Origin of the sequence: Streptomyces lunalinharesii, from assembly GCF_039532155.1 — a bacterium.
In the GTDB taxonomy this organism is placed as follows: Bacteria; Actinomycetota; Actinomycetes; order Streptomycetales; family Streptomycetaceae; genus Streptomyces; species Streptomyces lunalinharesii.
In genome coordinates, this window is sequence record NZ_BAAARK010000004.1 from 345,815 (window position 1) to 361,058 (window position 15,244).

Genomic DNA, 15,244 nt, shown 5'->3' on the forward strand with positions numbered 1-15,244 from the left:
CGCTGAGGGTTGTCGCCGACCGGCCTTGCTGCTTAGCCCTGCGTGCTGGCTGACGGAGGGATCAACGGGCCCAGCCACACAGGCTCATGGGTACCCACACCCGCGCCATGGCCCGCGTACAGGTGAACATCACGACAAGAGCCCCCACCCATGCGCCACAGGGGCCACGCGCGGACAGGCGAGCGAGCAGCGCCTACTCCCCGATGGATGGTGGCTGTTCACCGGGCCTGCTGGGGCATGAACCGTTCTGGCAGTAGCTCGTGACGACCACCATGGACGGCCCCCCAGGACGCTCACGTCCAGTGAAACCGAGCGGTTCACCACACCGTTCGCACTCAACGGGCTCGCCAGTGCTCCAGCCCTGTTTCGCTGCCTTGAGAATGCGATGGATGTGATCACTGTCGCGACTACTCATGCACTCACCGTAGCTGAATTGAAGGGGCAGTTGAATCGAACAGTCGCCCCGTCGATGCACCACGGAAGCCACACACAGACGGGGCATGTTGCAGGCGGTTCAGCAGGAGCGCGCTCCGCAACCGGGCGCCTGGCAAACGATCCAGGTGACCATGTTCTCGTCAGTCTCGGTATAGGTCATATCCGACTGGCACACCGGGCACAACGGGCCAGACGCCGGGATCAGAAGCGGGTCAGCCTCGGTACCTATTTCGGGTGGTGCTGCACAAAGCGCCATTGCGTCCTCCCTGTCATAGGTGGGATTCGATGGCCCGCCCGCCGAACGGTCGGGGCCGTGCCCGCCATGCCGATTCTCTCAGGAGTCCGAGAACACCGACAGGGCGGAATCCGGCATTCTGGAAGCAGCCCCGGCTCGTCCCTCTTCTTGCGCACGTACGTGGCTGGGGAGAACGTCTCGGGGTTGATCGGCTGGGCGGAGCCTGGGTGCCACTTCCCCCACCGGAAATCAACCTCATCCTGCGTGTATTCGCGTCGCCCCTACGTACTAAGATCGCTGGGCATCTCCTTCAGGAGCGCCCTACGGTCCGCCGTCTGTTGCTTGCGACCGGAAGTGGTTTCTTCACCGTTGGCCAGCCGCTTGACGTCATTCTGCACTGCACTCACGGCGTCATTGCACTTTCCCTCCGAACGCCAAGGTCGCCCACTTCCTCAGGGAACTTGCTTCGGAAACTCGCCCCGGGAAACCGAAATTGCCAGGGATCGGGGGGGGCGGGGTGACTTACCGCGTTCCCCTCTCGCTCCGCCGCGTTTCGACACAAAGGAGCGGGGGCCAGATAGTTATTGGCCTCACTCGAGGAACGCGCCCGGCATCGATGCACCGGGGGGCTACAGGTCATCCACCTCAGCGAAGCGGAGATTATCAGCGATCCGCTGTTGTTGGATAACTTCTAGCATGTCGATCCTGTGAACGATGGCGCGTGCGATCTCTCGCAAATCCGGAATGCTCACCTTCCCCAGGTCAACCGACCAGTCGTTATCGCAGCTGACACAGGGAGCCAGGACCCGGAAGTCAGCAAGTTCGACGCCCAGTCGCCTAACTGATCGTTTCAGAATGAGATGAGCTCTGGACTTCACGTTCGACGATCCTGGTCGGCAGAGTGAAGTGGCTCTCCTGTCAGGTGAGAACCAACCTCTGCCTTCCGTCGATGAGTTCGCGCACGGCGTCCAAGTGGCCGGCGTGGGTGGCGGTCTCGGTGATCACGTGCAGGATGACCTCGCGCAGGCTGTAGAGGCGCCAGTCACCGAAGAAGTCGGGCCACCAGCTCGGGGCCGCCTCCAAATCGGCGCTGGCCAGGAAAGTGTCGGCGAGTTCCCCTTCCTTTCGGTAGAGAGCGAAGACCTCCTCGGCTGTTTTCTCCGTGGAGAGATGCCACGCGTTCTCCCGGGACCCGAGGATCTCGTCGATCGCCGCTTGCTCACCCGCAGCAACCGCGCGGAACCAGAACTTCTCGTCGTCCAGAGCGAGATGGTGCACCAGTCCAAGGCATGTCCAGCCGGACGGTAGAACCGGGCGCCGGAGCGCTTCCTCGTCCAGGCCTTCCAGGATGTCCAAGACGTGCTCGCGCTTGCTGTTCAGGACGCCGAGCAGCGTCGTCAGTTCAGTGCCAGCCATGGGCCGGACCCTATGCGGTACCACTGACATCCGGCTCACTGCGCTTTTCGGGATGCCGCCCTTGAGCCAGTCCAGGGCCCCCCGCGGGCGCGGAGCCCGACTTCCGAGCTACCCCCGCAGGCGCGGGGAGCGGGAGATGAAGTACGGCGCGCACTCCGGGGAGGCGGGCTCATCCCCGCAGGGGCGGGGAGCGGCCGTCCGGGGAGCGGCGCATGATCTGCCGGATGGGCTCATCCCCACAGGCGCGGGGTGCGGGAGATCTCCCGCACCGACACCAAGGCCAGCCTGGGCTCATCCCCACAGGCGCGGGGAGCGGGGATACCCCTCGCCGATCGTGATGGATGACGGGGGCTCATCCCCGCAGGCGCGGGGAGCGGCAGGAGGCGGCGTCCTTGTCCCCCTTCCCCATGGGCTCATCCCCGCAGGCGCGGGGAGCGGGCCCGCACGGCTCGCCCTCAACTCCGGGGCAGGGGCTCATCCCCGCAGGCGCGGGGAGCGGCGTTTCTCTCCGCTCGATTCGATGCCCGACCTGGGCTCATCCCCGCAGGCGCGGGGAGCGGGTTGGCTCGGAGTCCCGCACGCGGGACTGATCGGGCTCATCCCCGCAGGCGCGGGGAGCGGCGTTTCTCTCCGCTCGATTCGATGCCCGACCTGGGCTCATCCCCGCAGGCGCGGGGAGCGGTCGACAGGCCCGTGCGCGCAACCAGCCAGCAGGGGCTCATCCCCGCAGGCGCGGGGAGCGGTCGAGGCTCCGAAATCGCATGTGTACACCGATGGGCTCATCCCCGCAGGCGCGGGGAGCGGAAACCGGTCAGGCCGAGGGTGGGGGCGGTGCTGGGCTCATCCCCGCAGGCGCGGGGAGCGGCACACCCAGCAGGCAGCCTCTCGTCCTAATAAGGGCTCATCCCCGCAGGCGCGGGGAGCGGGTTGTCGGTGTTCTCGAACCAGGCTGCGCCGTCGGGCTCATCCCCGCAGGCGCGGGGAGCGGGCAGGCCGCTACGGTCGGAACATGAAGGTGACGGGCTCATCCCCGCAGGCGCGGGGAGCGGGAACGCCTTCTTCAACAAATGGACTGACCCTCGGGCTCATCCCCGCAGGCGCGGGGAGCGGCACACCCAGCAGGCAGCCTCTCGTCCTAATAAGGGCTCATCCCCGCAGGCGCGGGGAGCGGGTTGTCGGTGTTCTCGAACCAGGCTGCGCCGTCGGGCTCATCCCCGCAGGCGCGGGGAGCGGGCAGGCCGCTACGGTCGGAACATGAAGGTGACGGGCTCATCCCCGCAGGCGCGGGGAGCGGGAACGCCTTCTTCAACAAATGGACTGACCCTCGGGCTCATCCCCGCAGGCGCGGGGAGCGGCTACTGACGGTCGCCCGGGAATCGTGGCGGACGGGCTCATCCCCGCAGGCGCGGGGAGCGGCGCCCACGGTTGCCTCCAGAGGCGGGCCCAGAGGGCTCATCCCCGCAGGCGCGGGGAGCGGTTGCCGCTCCCAAGTCCGCCTAGGGCCAGAGAGGGCTCATCCCCGCAGGCGCGGGGAGCGGTCTTCGTGAGCTGCGCGTTTATCAAGGGGCGTCGCTTGTTTCAGCAAGGATGAGAGAAAAGGACATACGGGATAAACAGGGACCCGTTCCGTTAGAGATGTCTCCACGCCACAGGCTACGCGCTCATGCCGAGGGCCCTCGGGGGAAATGGCCAAGGCCCCAAAGACACCCCCGTCGACGCCCGACTCCCCCTCCTACAGTGCCGTGCCTGATACCCCATGCCCGTCAGGCGGTTCGCCACGAACGGCAGGAAGGACAGCGCGGCCGATTCCCGCCGTCCAGCATTCGCCGGGCGCAGCAGACCTGGCGCGTACGAGATGCCAAGTGCCCGAAGGTGAACTCGCTGGAGTCGCGATGTAGTGATCCTCAACCGCACCGGCCCTGTCGGTGCGGGCACGTCGCGCGAACATGTCCGGCAGGCGGAGCCGTTGATGGCAGAGCTATGGTGCCTGGTTTCCGAAGCGACGGCGCTTGGAGGCCTTGCTCCAGCCTGAGGAAGGTGATGGGCGCGACGGGCGGCTGGAAGGGCGGAAGATGAGGGTGAGGCCCTCATGGTCGACGGGATGCCATGTGTGGTCGTGGGTACGGAAGGCGTATCCCTGTTCGGAGTTGGTGGAGTAGGCGAGCAAGGCGCGGCCGTTGTCGGCGTACTGGCGCACCTCGTCCCACAGGGCGTCGCGGATGCGGGCGGACGGGCTGCCCAGGAAGACACCCGGAGAGATTTCCAAGAGCCAGCGGGTCAGGAAGCCCCGCAGACCAACCGGGCAGTGCGTGAGGACGATGACCGTCACCAGATGACGCCGTCTCGCGCGAGGGCATCCTGCATACCGACCTCCTGAGCCGACGTGCCACCCCGACTGTCTCCGTGATCGCCGTAGTTGCGGCCGGCGGCCACCTCGGCACCCCGGTCGGACAGAAGGGCGACGCGGTCACCGTCGTCCGGGAGATCGACTCCCGCGGGCGCGAGCAGCCCCTGGATGTCACGCACGCACCGGTCCAGCAACCCGGCACTGTTGATGCGGTCACGCAGCGCACGCCGAGTTCGGGAACCGATGTCTTCCGGGCCCTCTGCGGCAACCTCGAAGGCGACGGGAATGCCCATGTCCGTCTTACTAAGCCCTGGGCCGTCCCTGGAGTCGAAGTCGCCGGGGGTGAACCGGCGGCCGCGCCAGGTGACACCGGTGCGGGCGGCCTGCTCCGCGTAACAACGCTTGACCCGATCGCCCTCACGGCCGAGGAGCTGGCGGCGGGTGCACCCGGCCGGATCCTCCTCGGGGAAGCGGAGGAGCTGCCCCGCTACCCCTGCGCGTGCGGGGACGACGTGCCCCCGGTGTCCCGCCCCCGGACGGTCGGACCGGGTGCGCGCCACCGGCCCGGCCCCCGTGGTCCGGCGCTCAGCCGATGGCCCGCTTCCGGGCGAATTAGACTGGTCGCAGCCGTTCCGTGTCCGTTCCCGCCAGACCAGAAGCAGCCGCCATGCCGCAGCCGTCGCAGCTCCCCGAGCCCACCGAGCCGGATGACGGTGCCGCGGCGGAGGGCACGGGTGAGGGCTCGGGGGAGGGCACGGCGGCGGAGCTCGCGGAGCGGACCGCGCGGAGTCTGCGGGAGGTGGCGGGCGGACCGCTGTCGCGGCTGCCGCAGTTGCTGGAGGCGATGGTCGCGATCGGTTCGGACCTGGACGTGCACCGGGTGCTGCACCGGATCGCCGAGACCGCGGGGTCGCTGACCGGCGCCCGGTACGCCGCCGTGGAGGTGCTCGACGAAGACGGCGACGGGTTGCGCGACCGGATCGTCCACGGCAGTGCGCCCGAGGGCCGGTCCGCGGCGTCGTGCACGCTCCGGGTGCCGATCAAGGTGCGGGGCGAACTGTTCGGCAGTCTCGTCCTGGCCGGGAAGCCGGGCGCTGCCGCCGCGGGTGCCGGGCGGTTCGGCGAGGTGGACCTGCAACTGGTGCGGGTGCTGGCCACCGAGGCCGGGATCGCCATGGGCAACGCCCGGATGCACGCCGCCGCCCGGCAGCGCCGCCGTTGGATCGACGGCGCGGCGTCGGTGACCACGGCGTTGCTGGCCGGGCCGGAGACCGGTTCCACGAAGCAGCACGCGCTGACCGTGGTCGCCGAGAAGGGCCGGGAGCTGGCCGAGGCCGGGACCGGGGCGGTGCTGCTGCCGCAGGCCGACGGCGCGATGGAGGTGGTGGCGATCTCCACGGTGCTGTCCGAGGCCGTGCGCGCCGAGACGTACGGGGGCACGATCCCGGCAGAGAGCCCGGTGCTGCACCAGATCCGCAGCGGGCTGGCGGTCTTCTCCGACGACTTCGCGGGCGACCCCCGCTCGATCTCCCCGCTCTCCCGCCACTACGGGCCGACGATGCTGCTGCCGCTGCGCGGCGGTGGCCGGGTGCTGGGTGCGCTCGCGCTGTGCCGGGCCTCCGGCGGCCCGCGCTTCACCCATCTGGAGCGGACGTTGGGTACCCAGTTCGCGTCGCAGGCGGCGCTGGCGCTGGTCCTGGCCGACCGCCACCGCGACCGGGAGCGGCTCGCGGTCTACGAGGACCGCGACCGGATCGCCCGCGACCTGCACGACCTGGTGATCCAGCGGCTGTTCGCCACCGGGATGCTGCTGGAGAGCGCACGGCGCACGGCCGTCCTCCCGGAGGTCAAGGAGGGCGTGGGGCAGGCCGTGGACGAGTTGGAGGCGACGGTCCAGGAGATACGCACCGCGATCATCGCGCTCCAGCAGGGGCCGCCGGAGGCGCCGGCCGGGCCGCGCACCCGGATCCTGCGGGAGGCCGGCGCGGCCGTGGCGGCGCTGGGCCACCGGCCGTCGGTGCAGTTCGTCGGGCCGGTGGACGCCAGGGTCGGCCCGGAGTGCGCCCGGGCCCTGGTGGCCGCGGTCGGGCGGGCGCTGACGGAGGTGGTGGGGACGGCGGGCACGGCCCGGGTCGTGGTGGACGCCACCGTCACACTGGCCGACGGTGCGGACGGCGTGCGGCTGACGGTGACCGGCGCGGACGGAGAGGACGGAGAGGACGACGAGGACGGTGCGGGCGGCGACGGCGGGCCGAGTGCGCGGGTGGTGTGGGAACATCCCCTCCTGCCGTAGGAACTCGCGTTCTTCGGGGGTGCGTTGGCTTCGTCGTCCGGCCCGTCGTCGTCCGCGCGGTCGGTGTTGGCGGTGTTCGCGCCGGGCCGTCCCGCGGACCGGAGACACCGTCCGGGTAACTCCCAGGGGTGACGGTGATCGGGATCGAACGGAATGCCTTGACCTCAAGATTGGTTGAGGTTCTAGGTTCTTTCTTGTCGCCGGTCACGCACGGCGATCCCGTGACGACCGGCACTCAGGAGGCCGCGATGGACATGGAAGTCACCGCCTGGCATTCGCTGCACAGCACGATGACCGCTCAGCAGGGCAAGCGCCGCCTCTCCCGGGGGACGCTGCGCCGGATCGCGGCCTTCGCCCGGCCGCGACGCCGGATGCTGGTGTGGTTCCTGGTGCTGAGCACCGTCACCGCACTGCTCGCGGTGGCCACCCCGCTGCTCGCCGGGCGGGTGGTCGACGCGATCGTCGGCGGCGGATCGACCCGGCTGGTCCTGGAGCTCGCCGGGCTGATCGCGGCCATCGCCCTGGCCGAGGCCGGGCTGGGGCTGCTGACCCGCTGGCTGTCGGCGAGCATCGGCGAGGGGCTCATCCTCGACCTGCGCACCACGGTCTACGACCACGTCCAGCGGATGCCGATCGCCTTCTTCACCCGCACCCGCACCGGCGCGCTGGTCAGCCGGCTCAACAACGACGTGATCGGCGCCCAGCGGGCGTTCAGCGACACCCTGTCCGGCGTGGTCAGCAACATCGTGACGCTGCTGCTCACGCTGGGCGTGATGCTCACCCTGTCCTGGCAGATCACGCTGATCGCGCTGGTGCTGCTGCCGGTGTTCGTGCTGCCCGCCCGTCTGGTGGGGCGGCGGCTGGCGGCGCTCCGGCGGGAGGGCGCCGACCACAACGCCGCGATGGGCACCCAGATGACCGAGCGGTTCTCCGCGCCCGGCGCGACCCTGGTGAAGCTGATGGGCCGGCCGGCCCGCGAGTCCGCGGAGTTCGCCGCCCGGGCCCGTCGAGTGCGCGACATCGGCGTGCGCTCGGCGATGGTGCAGACGTACTTCGTCACCGCGCTCACCCTGGTCTCCGCGCTGGCGCTGGCCGTGGTGTACGGACTGGGCGGGTTCCTGGCCCTGCGCGGCCAGTTGGAGCCGGGCGCGATCGTCTCGCTGGCCCTGCTGCTCACCCGGCTGTACGCCCCGCTGACCGCACTGTCCGGCGCGCACATCGAGGTGATGAGCGCACTGGTCAGCTTCGAGCGGGTCTTCGAGGTGCTGGACCTCAAGCCGCTGATCACCGAGCGGCCGGACGCCCGGCCAGTGCCGGCGGGCCCGGTGTCGGTGGAGTTCGACGCGGTGCGGTTCGGCTACCCGTCCGCCGACAAGGTGTCGCTGGCCTCCCTGGAGGAGGTCGCCACCCTCGACACCCGGGGCGGCGAGGAGGTCCTGCACAACGTGTCGTTCCGCGCCGAACCGGGCCAGATGGTGGCCCTCGTCGGCTCCTCGGGCGCCGGCAAGTCGACCATCGCCCAGCTGCTGCCGCGGCTGTACGACCCGGATTCCGGGGCGGTCCGGCTGGCCGGCGTGGACGTCCGCGAACTGACTGCCGCCTCGCTGCGGGACGCCCTGGGCATGGTCACCCAGGACGGTCACCTCTTCCACGAGTCGATCCGGCAGAACCTGCTGCTGGCCGCCCCCGAGGCGGTCGAGGAGGAGCTGTGGGACGCGCTGCGCCGGGCCCGCCTGGACGCGCTGATCGCCTCGCTGCCCGACGGGTTGGACACCGTCGTCGGCGAGCGCGGCTACCGGCTCTCCGGTGGTGAGCGGCAGCGGCTGACCATCGCCCGGCTGCTGCTGGCCCACCCCCGGGTGGTGATCCTCGACGAGGCCACCGCCCACCTGGACAACACCTCGGAGGCGGCCGTCCAGGAGGCGCTCACCGAGGCGCTGGACGGGCGGACCGCGCTGGTGATCGCGCACCGGCTGTCGACCGTCCGGGCCGCCGACCTGATCCTGGTGGTCGAGGGCGGCCGGATCGTCGAGCGCGGCACGCACGACACGCTGCTGGCGGCGGACGGTCGGTACGCCGAGCTGTACCGGACGCAGTTCGCCGGCGCGTCGACCGGAGCCGCCGACACCACGGCCGCGGGCGACTCCCCGGAGGGCGCCGGCGGCGCACCGGACGCCGACCCGGACCTGTCCGCCGAACCCTCGCTGGTGAACTGACCCCCGCCCGCCCACGGGCGCCGGCCCCCGTCCCCCTGGACGGGGGCCGCGGCGCGCCCGGATCGGCGGCGGCAGGACGGGTGCACGAGAAGTGGCGGGAGCCGCGACGCCTGACAACCCTTGAACGTGGCAAGAGATATCCGCGGGGCACCACGGCAGGCACGGGGACCGACACGGCGAGAGGGAGCCCGGATGGACGTACCGCTCGGCCACCGGACGCACCGGTTCGGCTCCCTCTGGGCGCGCGGCCCGGCCGCCGCACTCGCCGGTGCGGTGCCCGCCCTCGCCTTCCCCGCGCCGTCCTGGTGGTGGCTGGCCTACGTGGCGCTGGTGCCGTGGCTGCTGCTCGTCCGGTCGGCGCGGACCGCCCGGCGGGCGGCGCTGTACGGCTGGTGGGGCGGCGCCGGGTTCATGGTGGCGGTGCACCACTGGCTGCTGCCGAGCCTGCACGTCTTCATCGTGGTCCTGGCGCTGCTGCTGGGTGCGCTGTGGGCGCCCTGGGGCGTGCTGGTGCGGGCGCTCCTGGGCGGGCGGCCGGGCCCGGGGCGGGCGGCCGCCGCGCTGGTGCTGGTGCCGTCCGGCTGGCTGATGGTCGAACTGGTGCGGTCCTGGCAGTACTTGGGCGGGCCCTGGGGGCTGCTGGGCGCCAGCCAGTGGCAGGTGCCGCCCGCCCTGCGGCTGGCGTCGCTCGGCGGGGTGTGGCTGATCAGCCTGCTGATCGTGGCGGTGAACACCGCGCTGGCCGGGCTGCTCGCCGTCCCGACGGCCCGACGGCCGGCCGTCGCGGGACTGCTGGTGTGCGCGCTGGCCAGTACCGCGGTCTGGCTGTGGGCGCCACTCCCCCGGCCCGCCGGGGCGGTGCGGATCGCGGTCGTCCAGCCGGGCCCGACCGGCACCCCCACCCAACGGCTGGCCCGCAGCGCGGCGCTCACCGCGGCGCTCGCCGGGCGCGGGGTGCGCCTGGTCGTGTGGGGCGAGAGCAGCCTTTACCAGGACCCGGCGGACCATCCGGCGCTCGCCGCCCGCTTGGCCGCGCTCTCCCGACGCACCGGCGCCGACCTGCTGGTGAACGCCGACGCACCGGGCTCCGACGGGTCCGGAATCGCCAAGACCGCGGTGCTCATCGGCCCGGACGGCCCGACCGGGGACCGTTACGCGAAGATGCGGCTGGTGCCCTTCGGCGAGTACATACCGGCCCGTTCGGTGCTGGGCTGGGCGACGAAGGTGGGCAAGGCGGCCACCAGCGACCGCCGGCGCGGCACCCACCAGGTGGTGATGACGGTCCCCACCGCGGCCGGGCTGCGGATCGGGCCCCTGGTCTGCTTCGAGACGGCGTTCCCGGACATGAGCCGCCATCTGGCCGCCGACGGGGCGCAGGTGCTGGTCGCCCAGTCCTCCACGGCGACGTTCCAGGACAGCTGGGCACCGGCGCAGCACGCCTCCCTGGGCGCCCTGCGGGCCGCGGAGACCTGGCGCCCCATGGTGCACGCCACGCTCACCGGCGTCAGCGCGGCCTACGGCCCGCGCGGCGAACCGATCGGCACCCGCCTGGGCACCGACCGCAGCGCCGCCACCGTCTACGACATCCCACTGGCCAGCGGCACCAGCCCGTACACCCGGTGGGGCGACTGGGCGGTCTACGGGGCGATCGCCGCCCTCCTCGCCTACGGCCTCACCACGGCGGGGCGAGCCGGCCGGCGGCGGGCGGCCGTCCGCTCCGGGGAGGGCGAGGTCGATGCGGGAAGGGAGGCCGGGGCGGGGCGGCAGCGGTGACGGTGACGGCACGGTCGGGCGGCGGGTGCGTGCCCCGCCCTCAAGTCCCCTGCGTCACCTCGCGCACGATGTGTTCGCAGAGTTCGTGGGTCTTCAGGGCGTCGGTGGCGCTCACGGTCTCGCCGGTGCGCACCGCGTCGAGGAACGCGAGCACGACCTGCTCGATGCCGCGCTGTCGGGCGACCGGTTCCCAGTCGCCGCGCCGTCGGACGGTGGGCTGTCCCTTGTGGTCGATGACCTCCGCGAGGTTCACGACCTCGCGCTTGGTGTCCTGGCCGGACACTTCGAGGCGTTCCTCGGCCGAACCGCTGCGGCGGTTCATGATGCCGATCGCGGTGAACCCGTCGTGCCCGGGAAGGCGCCCGTCGCCCGAGAGTTGGAGCACCACCTGGTCCATCAGTCCGTCCCGGACCCGGGCCCGGACGTCGACGTGGTCGATCTCGCCCGGCACGAGGAACCGCAGCGTGTCCACGACGTGGATGAAGTCGTCCAGGACGAGCGTGCGCGGGTCCTCGGGCAGGCCGGTGCGGTTCTTCTGCATCAGGATCAGTTCGCGGGGGTGCTCGCGGCACTGCGCGTAGCCGGGGGCGTGGCGGCGGTTGAAGCCGACGGCCAGGCTGACGCCGCGCTCCTCGGCGAGGGTGACGATCCGCCGGGTGTCGGCGAGGTCGTAGGCGATCGGCTTGTCCACGTAGGTCGGCACCCCGGCCTCGATCAACCGGGTCACGATCTCCGGGTGGGCGACCGTCGCGGCGTGCACGAAGACGGCGTCCGGGCCGACGGCCAGCAGCGAGTCGAGGTCGGCGTGGAGGTGCGCGGCGGTCAGCCGGTAGGCGTCGCCGGCCTGTTGGAGGGCGACCGGGTTGCGGGTCTGCAGGTGCAGCTCGATCCCGGGCCGTGCGCCCAGCACGGGCAGGTACGCCTTCCGTGCGATGTCGCCGAGTCCGATGCAGCCGACCTTCACGCGTCTCTCCTTTGGTTCCCACGGTCCCGGTGCCCGGGTCTCGGGCGGCCGGGCGTCCGGTCTCCGCAGCTTACGGGGCGGTCGGTGGCCGCCAGTCGGCAATGCCGTCCAGAGCGCGCAGCGCGAGGTCGGGGGCCAGCCGGGCGGTGGCCGCGACCAGGGCGCCGCGCAGTGCGCAGGCGGGTCGGGACCGCCAGGTGGTGAGTCGGCCGATCCGTCCCGACCGGCGGACCACGGCCGTGGTGCGGGGCAGCCGCTGCCGGGTGTAGGCGGCGAGCGCGGCGGGGAGGGCGGCGTCCGGCGCGGCCTCGTGGGCGAGGACCACGGCGTCCTCGACGGCCTGGCAGCCGCCCTGGCCGAGGTTGGGGGTCATCGGGTGCACCGCGTCGCCGAGCAGCGCGACCCGGCCGTGGTGGAAGGCGGGCGGCGGGGCGGCCGCGGCGTGCACGTCGTTGCGCAGGACGGCGTCCGGGCCGACGGCGGCGAGCAGTTCGGGGATCGGTCGGTGCCAGGAGCCGAATCGGCGCAGCAGTTCGGCGCGCTGGTCGACGCCGGGCCGTCCGCCGCCGGGCGGGACCGCCGCGGTGGCGTACGCGTAGATCCGCCCGTCGTGCAGCGGCAGGGTGCCCCACAGGCCGCCCGGTCCCCAGGTCTCGTGCGCGGCGTCGGGCGCGGCCAGCCCGGCGGCACCGGCGGCGGGCACCACGAAGCGCCAGGTGGTGAAGCCGGCGTAGCGGGGTGCGGGGTGGTCGGGGAAGAGCGTGCGGCGGACGGCGGAGTGGATGCCGTCGGCGGCGACGACGAGGTCCGCCGTCAGGTCGGTGGTCGCGCCGTCCGGGGCGGTGGTCCGCACCCGGGCCGGCCGGTCGTCGCGCAGCGGGTCGCCGGGGTCCACGAGGGTGGCGGGGGTGCCGGTGCGGACCGCGGTGGCGGGCAGCCGGCCGACGAGCAGGGCGATGAGGTCGGCGCGGTGGGCGATGACGACCGGCCCGCCGAACCGCCGGACGGCCGCCGCGTTGTCCGTGCGGGCCAGGAGGCGCCCGTCGGGCCGGCGGATCTCGCCGGTCAGGTGGCGGGCGGCCATGGCGCGGACCGTGTCGCCCACGCCGATGGTGTCCAGGGCGCGCTGGGCGTTGGGGGCCAGTCCGATGCCCGCGCCGACCGGCTCCAGGGCGGCGGCCCGTTCCAGGACGGTGACCCGCCAGCCCCGCCGGTCCAGGGCCACCGCGGCGGTGAGCCCGCCGATTCCGCCGCCGATCACGATCGCGGTGCGTTGCCGCATGGTGCCGCCTCTCGATAGCCGCGGACGGGTGCCGTGCCCCCGAGCCCTGCCCCGAGCCACCCGCCCCGGCGCGACTACACCTGTAGTGTCGAATGCCGAATGCCAAGGAGACTACACCTGTAGTGAGATGGTGGGTGGGGTGGCCGCGGGGCCATCCTCGGGTACTCGTGTGGCAGACGCGGGGCAGCCGCACTACGGACGTAGTCACCGTTGCCCGGCGCCAGTAGGCTCACCTGCATGAACGTCCGGAAGGCCGCCGCTTCGTCCGACCCGCTCCCCCGCCACCGGTTGATCGCCGACACCGCGCTGGACCTGCTCGCCGCGCGCGGCATGCGGGGGCTGACGCACCGGGCCGTCGACGAGGCGGCCGGGCTGCCGCAGGGCTCCACGTCCAACCTCGCGCGGACCAGGGCGGCGCTCCTGGAGACCGCGGTGCGGCGGCTGGCCGACCGCGAGGCGGCGGTGCTCGCCCCGGACGAGCTGCCGGGCGCCGCCGACCCGACGGCCGCCGCCCCGGCAGCCCTGGCCGACGCGCTGGCGCTCGCCCTGCACCGCTACCTCTCGCACCACCGCGGGCTCCTGGTGGCCCGCTACGAGCTGGCGCTGGAGGCCACCCGCCGACCGGAGCTGCGGGCGGTCTACGACCGGGCCGGCCGGGCCTTCCGGGAGCCGGTGGTGGCGCTGCTGACGGCGGCCGGGTCCACGGCGCCGGAACGGCACGCGCTTTCACTGGTGGCCTGGTGCGACGGGGTGCTGTTCTCCTGCGTCGCGGGGCAGTTCCACCCCGCACCGCCCACCCGGGACGCGCTGCGTGCCTCGTGCGCGGAACTGCTCGACGGGATGCTGCGGAACTGAGGCGGCGGCCCGCGCGGCCGCCGCTACCGGGAGGCCCCGGGGGCGCCCTCGATCCGCAGTTCCAGGCGCAGGATCGCCGCGGTGAGGCGCCGGCGGTGCTCGCCGTCGGCGAGCGCCCGCACCGAGGCGCGGGCCCGCCGGAGCTGGGCGTGGGCGTCCGCCGGGCGGTCGAGTCCGGCGTAGTCGGCGGCGAGGTTGAGGTGGAGCGCGGGGAAGAACGCCCGGAGCGCGGCGAGCGGGTGGCGCGGGCCGGCACCACCGGCCGGTGCGCCACCGGCCGGTGCGGCGGCGGGCCGGGCCCGGGCGGGGCGCTCCGTGACGAAGCCCTCCGCGGCCGCCAGGGCGCGCAGGTCCCAGTCCAGGGCGTCCCGGAGATCGTCCTGGGTGCCGGCCAAGTAGTGCGCGAGGGCGCAGCGGTGGAAGGCGTCGCCGCGCGGGCCGAGTTCCTGCCAGAGCGCGGCGAGCCGGTTGCGGGCCTCCTCGCGGTCGCCGGCGCGGTGGAGCATGATCGCCTGGCCGAGCCGGGTCGGCACGCCGTCCTCGGGCTCCGCCTCCGGCCGCTGCTCCACCACCGCGCACTTCCCGTCGTCGCCCGCCACCACCGGCTCCTCCCGACGCTAACCGCCACCGGGACGCTCCGCGCGGTGTGCGCGACCTGCCGGGCGGCCGGTCAGCCCAGGTCGGGGATGCGCCAGTCGATCGGGGTGTGGCCCTGGGCGGCGATCGCCTCGTTGATCTGGGTGAAGGGGCGGGAGCCGAAGAACTTCTTCGCGGAGAGCGGGGAGGGGTGCGCGCCCTGCACCACGGCGTGCCGCTCCTCGTCGATCAGCGGCAGCTTCTTCTTGGCGTAGTTGCCCCACAGGACGAAGACCGCCGGGTCGGGGCGGGAGGCGACCGCGCGGATCACCGCGTCGGTGACCTTCTCCCAGCCCTTGCCCTTGTGCGAGTTGGCCTCGCCCTCGCGGACCGTGAGCACGGCGTTCAGCAGCAGGACGCCCTGCTGGGCCCACGGCATCAGATAGCCGTTGTCCGGAACCGGGTGGCCCAGCTCCTCCTTCATCTCCTTGTAGATGTTCCGCAGCGACGGGGGCGTCTTGACGCCGGGCTGCACGGAGAAGCACAGGCCGTGCCCCTGGCCGGGGCCGTGGTACGGGTCCTGGCCGAGGACGAGCACCTTCACCTGGTCGTAGGGCGTGGCCTCCAGCGCCGCGAAGACCTGCTCGTGGGGCGGGTAGACCGGCCCCGCCGCCCGCTCCTGCTCGACGAAGTCGATCAGCTCCTTGAAGTAGGGCTTCTCCAACTCCTCGCCCAGGACCCCGCGCCAGGACTCGGGCAGCATGTCGGTGACCACGTCAACAACCTCCGGTGTGCGTTCCGTTCTCATCGAGAGAACCTACCGGCGACCACTGACAGTCCCCGAAACGGGCC

At 72.6% G+C, this 15,244-nt stretch carries 10 protein-coding genes, 1 pseudogene and 1 CRISPR repeat array; of the genes and pseudogenes, 4 read left to right on the plus strand and 7 right to left on the minus strand.

Annotation, left to right across the window (positions count from 1 at the left end; translation table 11 throughout):
- Window positions 1–1,588: 1,588 nt before the first annotated feature.
- The 3 genes and pseudogenes from ABD385_RS09140 to ABD385_RS09150 all read right to left on the minus strand — a co-directional run.
- Window positions 1,589–2,086 (minus strand): DinB family protein, encoded by a 498-nt coding sequence (locus tag ABD385_RS09140; RefSeq protein WP_344574555.1) that lies wholly within the window; start codon window positions 2,084–2,086, stop codon window positions 1,589–1,591.
- 165 nt (window positions 2,087–2,251) lie between these two features.
- Window positions 2,252–3,624: a CRISPR direct-repeat array (repeat unit 29 nt; unit sequence GGGCTCATCCCCGCAGGCGCGGGGAGCGG).
- Between the two features lie 440 nt (window positions 3,625–4,064).
- Window positions 4,065–4,415: a type I-E CRISPR-associated endoribonuclease Cas2e gene (cas2e, locus tag ABD385_RS09145; protein WP_344574558.1), complete on the minus strand. Its 351-nt coding sequence runs from the start codon at window positions 4,413–4,415 to the stop codon at window positions 4,065–4,067.
- Window positions 4,412–4,936: pseudogene (locus ABD385_RS09150) on the minus strand (CRISPR-associated endonuclease Cas1); the annotation flags it as partial. The gene cas2e and the pseudogene ABD385_RS09150, both read right to left, overlap by 4 nt.
- A gap of 164 nt (window positions 4,937–5,100) precedes the next feature.
- Between ABD385_RS09150 and ABD385_RS09155 the strand changes: the two are divergent.
- The 3 genes from ABD385_RS09155 (at window position 5,101) to lnt (ending at window position 10,715) form a co-directional block, all read left to right on the plus strand.
- On the plus strand, window positions 5,101–6,726 hold the full coding sequence (locus ABD385_RS09155) for a sensor histidine kinase (RefSeq protein WP_344574559.1): 1,626 nt from the start codon (window positions 5,101–5,103) through the stop codon (window positions 6,724–6,726).
- Between the two features lie 248 nt (window positions 6,727–6,974).
- Window positions 6,975–8,942: an ABC transporter ATP-binding protein gene (locus ABD385_RS09160; protein ID WP_344574560.1), complete on the plus strand. Its 1,968-nt coding sequence runs from the start codon at window positions 6,975–6,977 to the stop codon at window positions 8,940–8,942.
- Between the two features lie 192 nt (window positions 8,943–9,134).
- Window positions 9,135–10,715 carry an apolipoprotein N-acyltransferase gene (lnt, locus tag ABD385_RS09165; RefSeq protein WP_344574561.1) on the plus strand — a complete coding sequence of 527 codons (1,581 nt, stop codon included), beginning with the start codon at window positions 9,135–9,137 and terminating at the stop codon, window positions 10,713–10,715.
- A gap of 40 nt (window positions 10,716–10,755) precedes the next feature.
- Here lnt and ABD385_RS09170 read toward each other — a convergent pair whose 3' ends face one another.
- Together ABD385_RS09170 and ABD385_RS09175 are read right to left on the minus strand one after the other, a co-directional pair.
- On the minus strand, window positions 10,756–11,679 hold the full coding sequence (locus ABD385_RS09170) for a Gfo/Idh/MocA family protein (RefSeq protein ID WP_344574562.1): 924 nt from the start codon (window positions 11,677–11,679) through the stop codon (window positions 10,756–10,758).
- 70 nt (window positions 11,680–11,749) lie between these two features.
- The gene (locus tag ABD385_RS09175; protein ID WP_344574563.1) at window positions 11,750–12,961 is read right to left on the minus strand and encodes an FAD-dependent monooxygenase; all 1,212 of its coding nucleotides are present in this window, start codon (window positions 12,959–12,961) and stop codon (window positions 11,750–11,752) included.
- A 237-nt stretch (window positions 12,962–13,198) separates the two neighbouring features.
- On the opposite strand from ABD385_RS09175, the gene ABD385_RS09180 reads away from it, so the two are divergent.
- Window positions 13,199–13,816 (plus strand): TetR/AcrR family transcriptional regulator, encoded by a 618-nt coding sequence (locus tag ABD385_RS09180; protein ID WP_344574565.1) that lies wholly within the window; start codon window positions 13,199–13,201, stop codon window positions 13,814–13,816.
- Between the two features lie 23 nt (window positions 13,817–13,839).
- Here ABD385_RS09180 and ABD385_RS09185 read toward each other — a convergent pair whose 3' ends face one another.
- Window positions 13,840–14,418: a hypothetical protein gene (locus ABD385_RS09185; RefSeq protein WP_344574566.1), complete on the minus strand. Its 579-nt coding sequence runs from the start codon at window positions 14,416–14,418 to the stop codon at window positions 13,840–13,842.
- A gap of 68 nt (window positions 14,419–14,486) precedes the next feature.
- Window positions 14,487–15,200, minus strand: a complete 714-nt coding sequence (locus ABD385_RS09190; RefSeq protein WP_344574567.1) for a uracil-DNA glycosylase — start codon at window positions 15,198–15,200, stop codon at window positions 14,487–14,489.
- Window positions 15,201–15,244 lie beyond the last annotated feature (44 nt).

Coding starts and splice junctions, on each gene's coding strand:
- lnt (WP_344574561.1), top strand. CDS start 9,135: ATGGACGTACCGCTCGGCCACCGGACGCACCGGTTCGGCTCCCTCTGG.
- ABD385_RS09175 (WP_344574563.1), bottom strand. CDS start 12,961: ATGCGGCAACGCACCGCGATCGTGATCGGCGGCGGAATCGGCGGGCTC.
- ABD385_RS09155 (WP_344574559.1), top strand. CDS start 5,101: ATGCCGCAGCCGTCGCAGCTCCCCGAGCCCACCGAGCCGGATGACGGT.
- ABD385_RS09180 (WP_344574565.1), top strand. CDS start 13,199: ATGAACGTCCGGAAGGCCGCCGCTTCGTCCGACCCGCTCCCCCGCCAC.
- ABD385_RS09140 (WP_344574555.1), bottom strand. CDS start 2,086: ATGGCTGGCACTGAACTGACGACGCTGCTCGGCGTCCTGAACAGCAAG.
- ABD385_RS09190 (WP_344574567.1), bottom strand. CDS start 15,200: ATGAGAACGGAACGCACACCGGAGGTTGTTGACGTGGTCACCGACATG.
- ABD385_RS09160 (WP_344574560.1), top strand. CDS start 6,975: ATGGACATGGAAGTCACCGCCTGGCATTCGCTGCACAGCACGATGACC.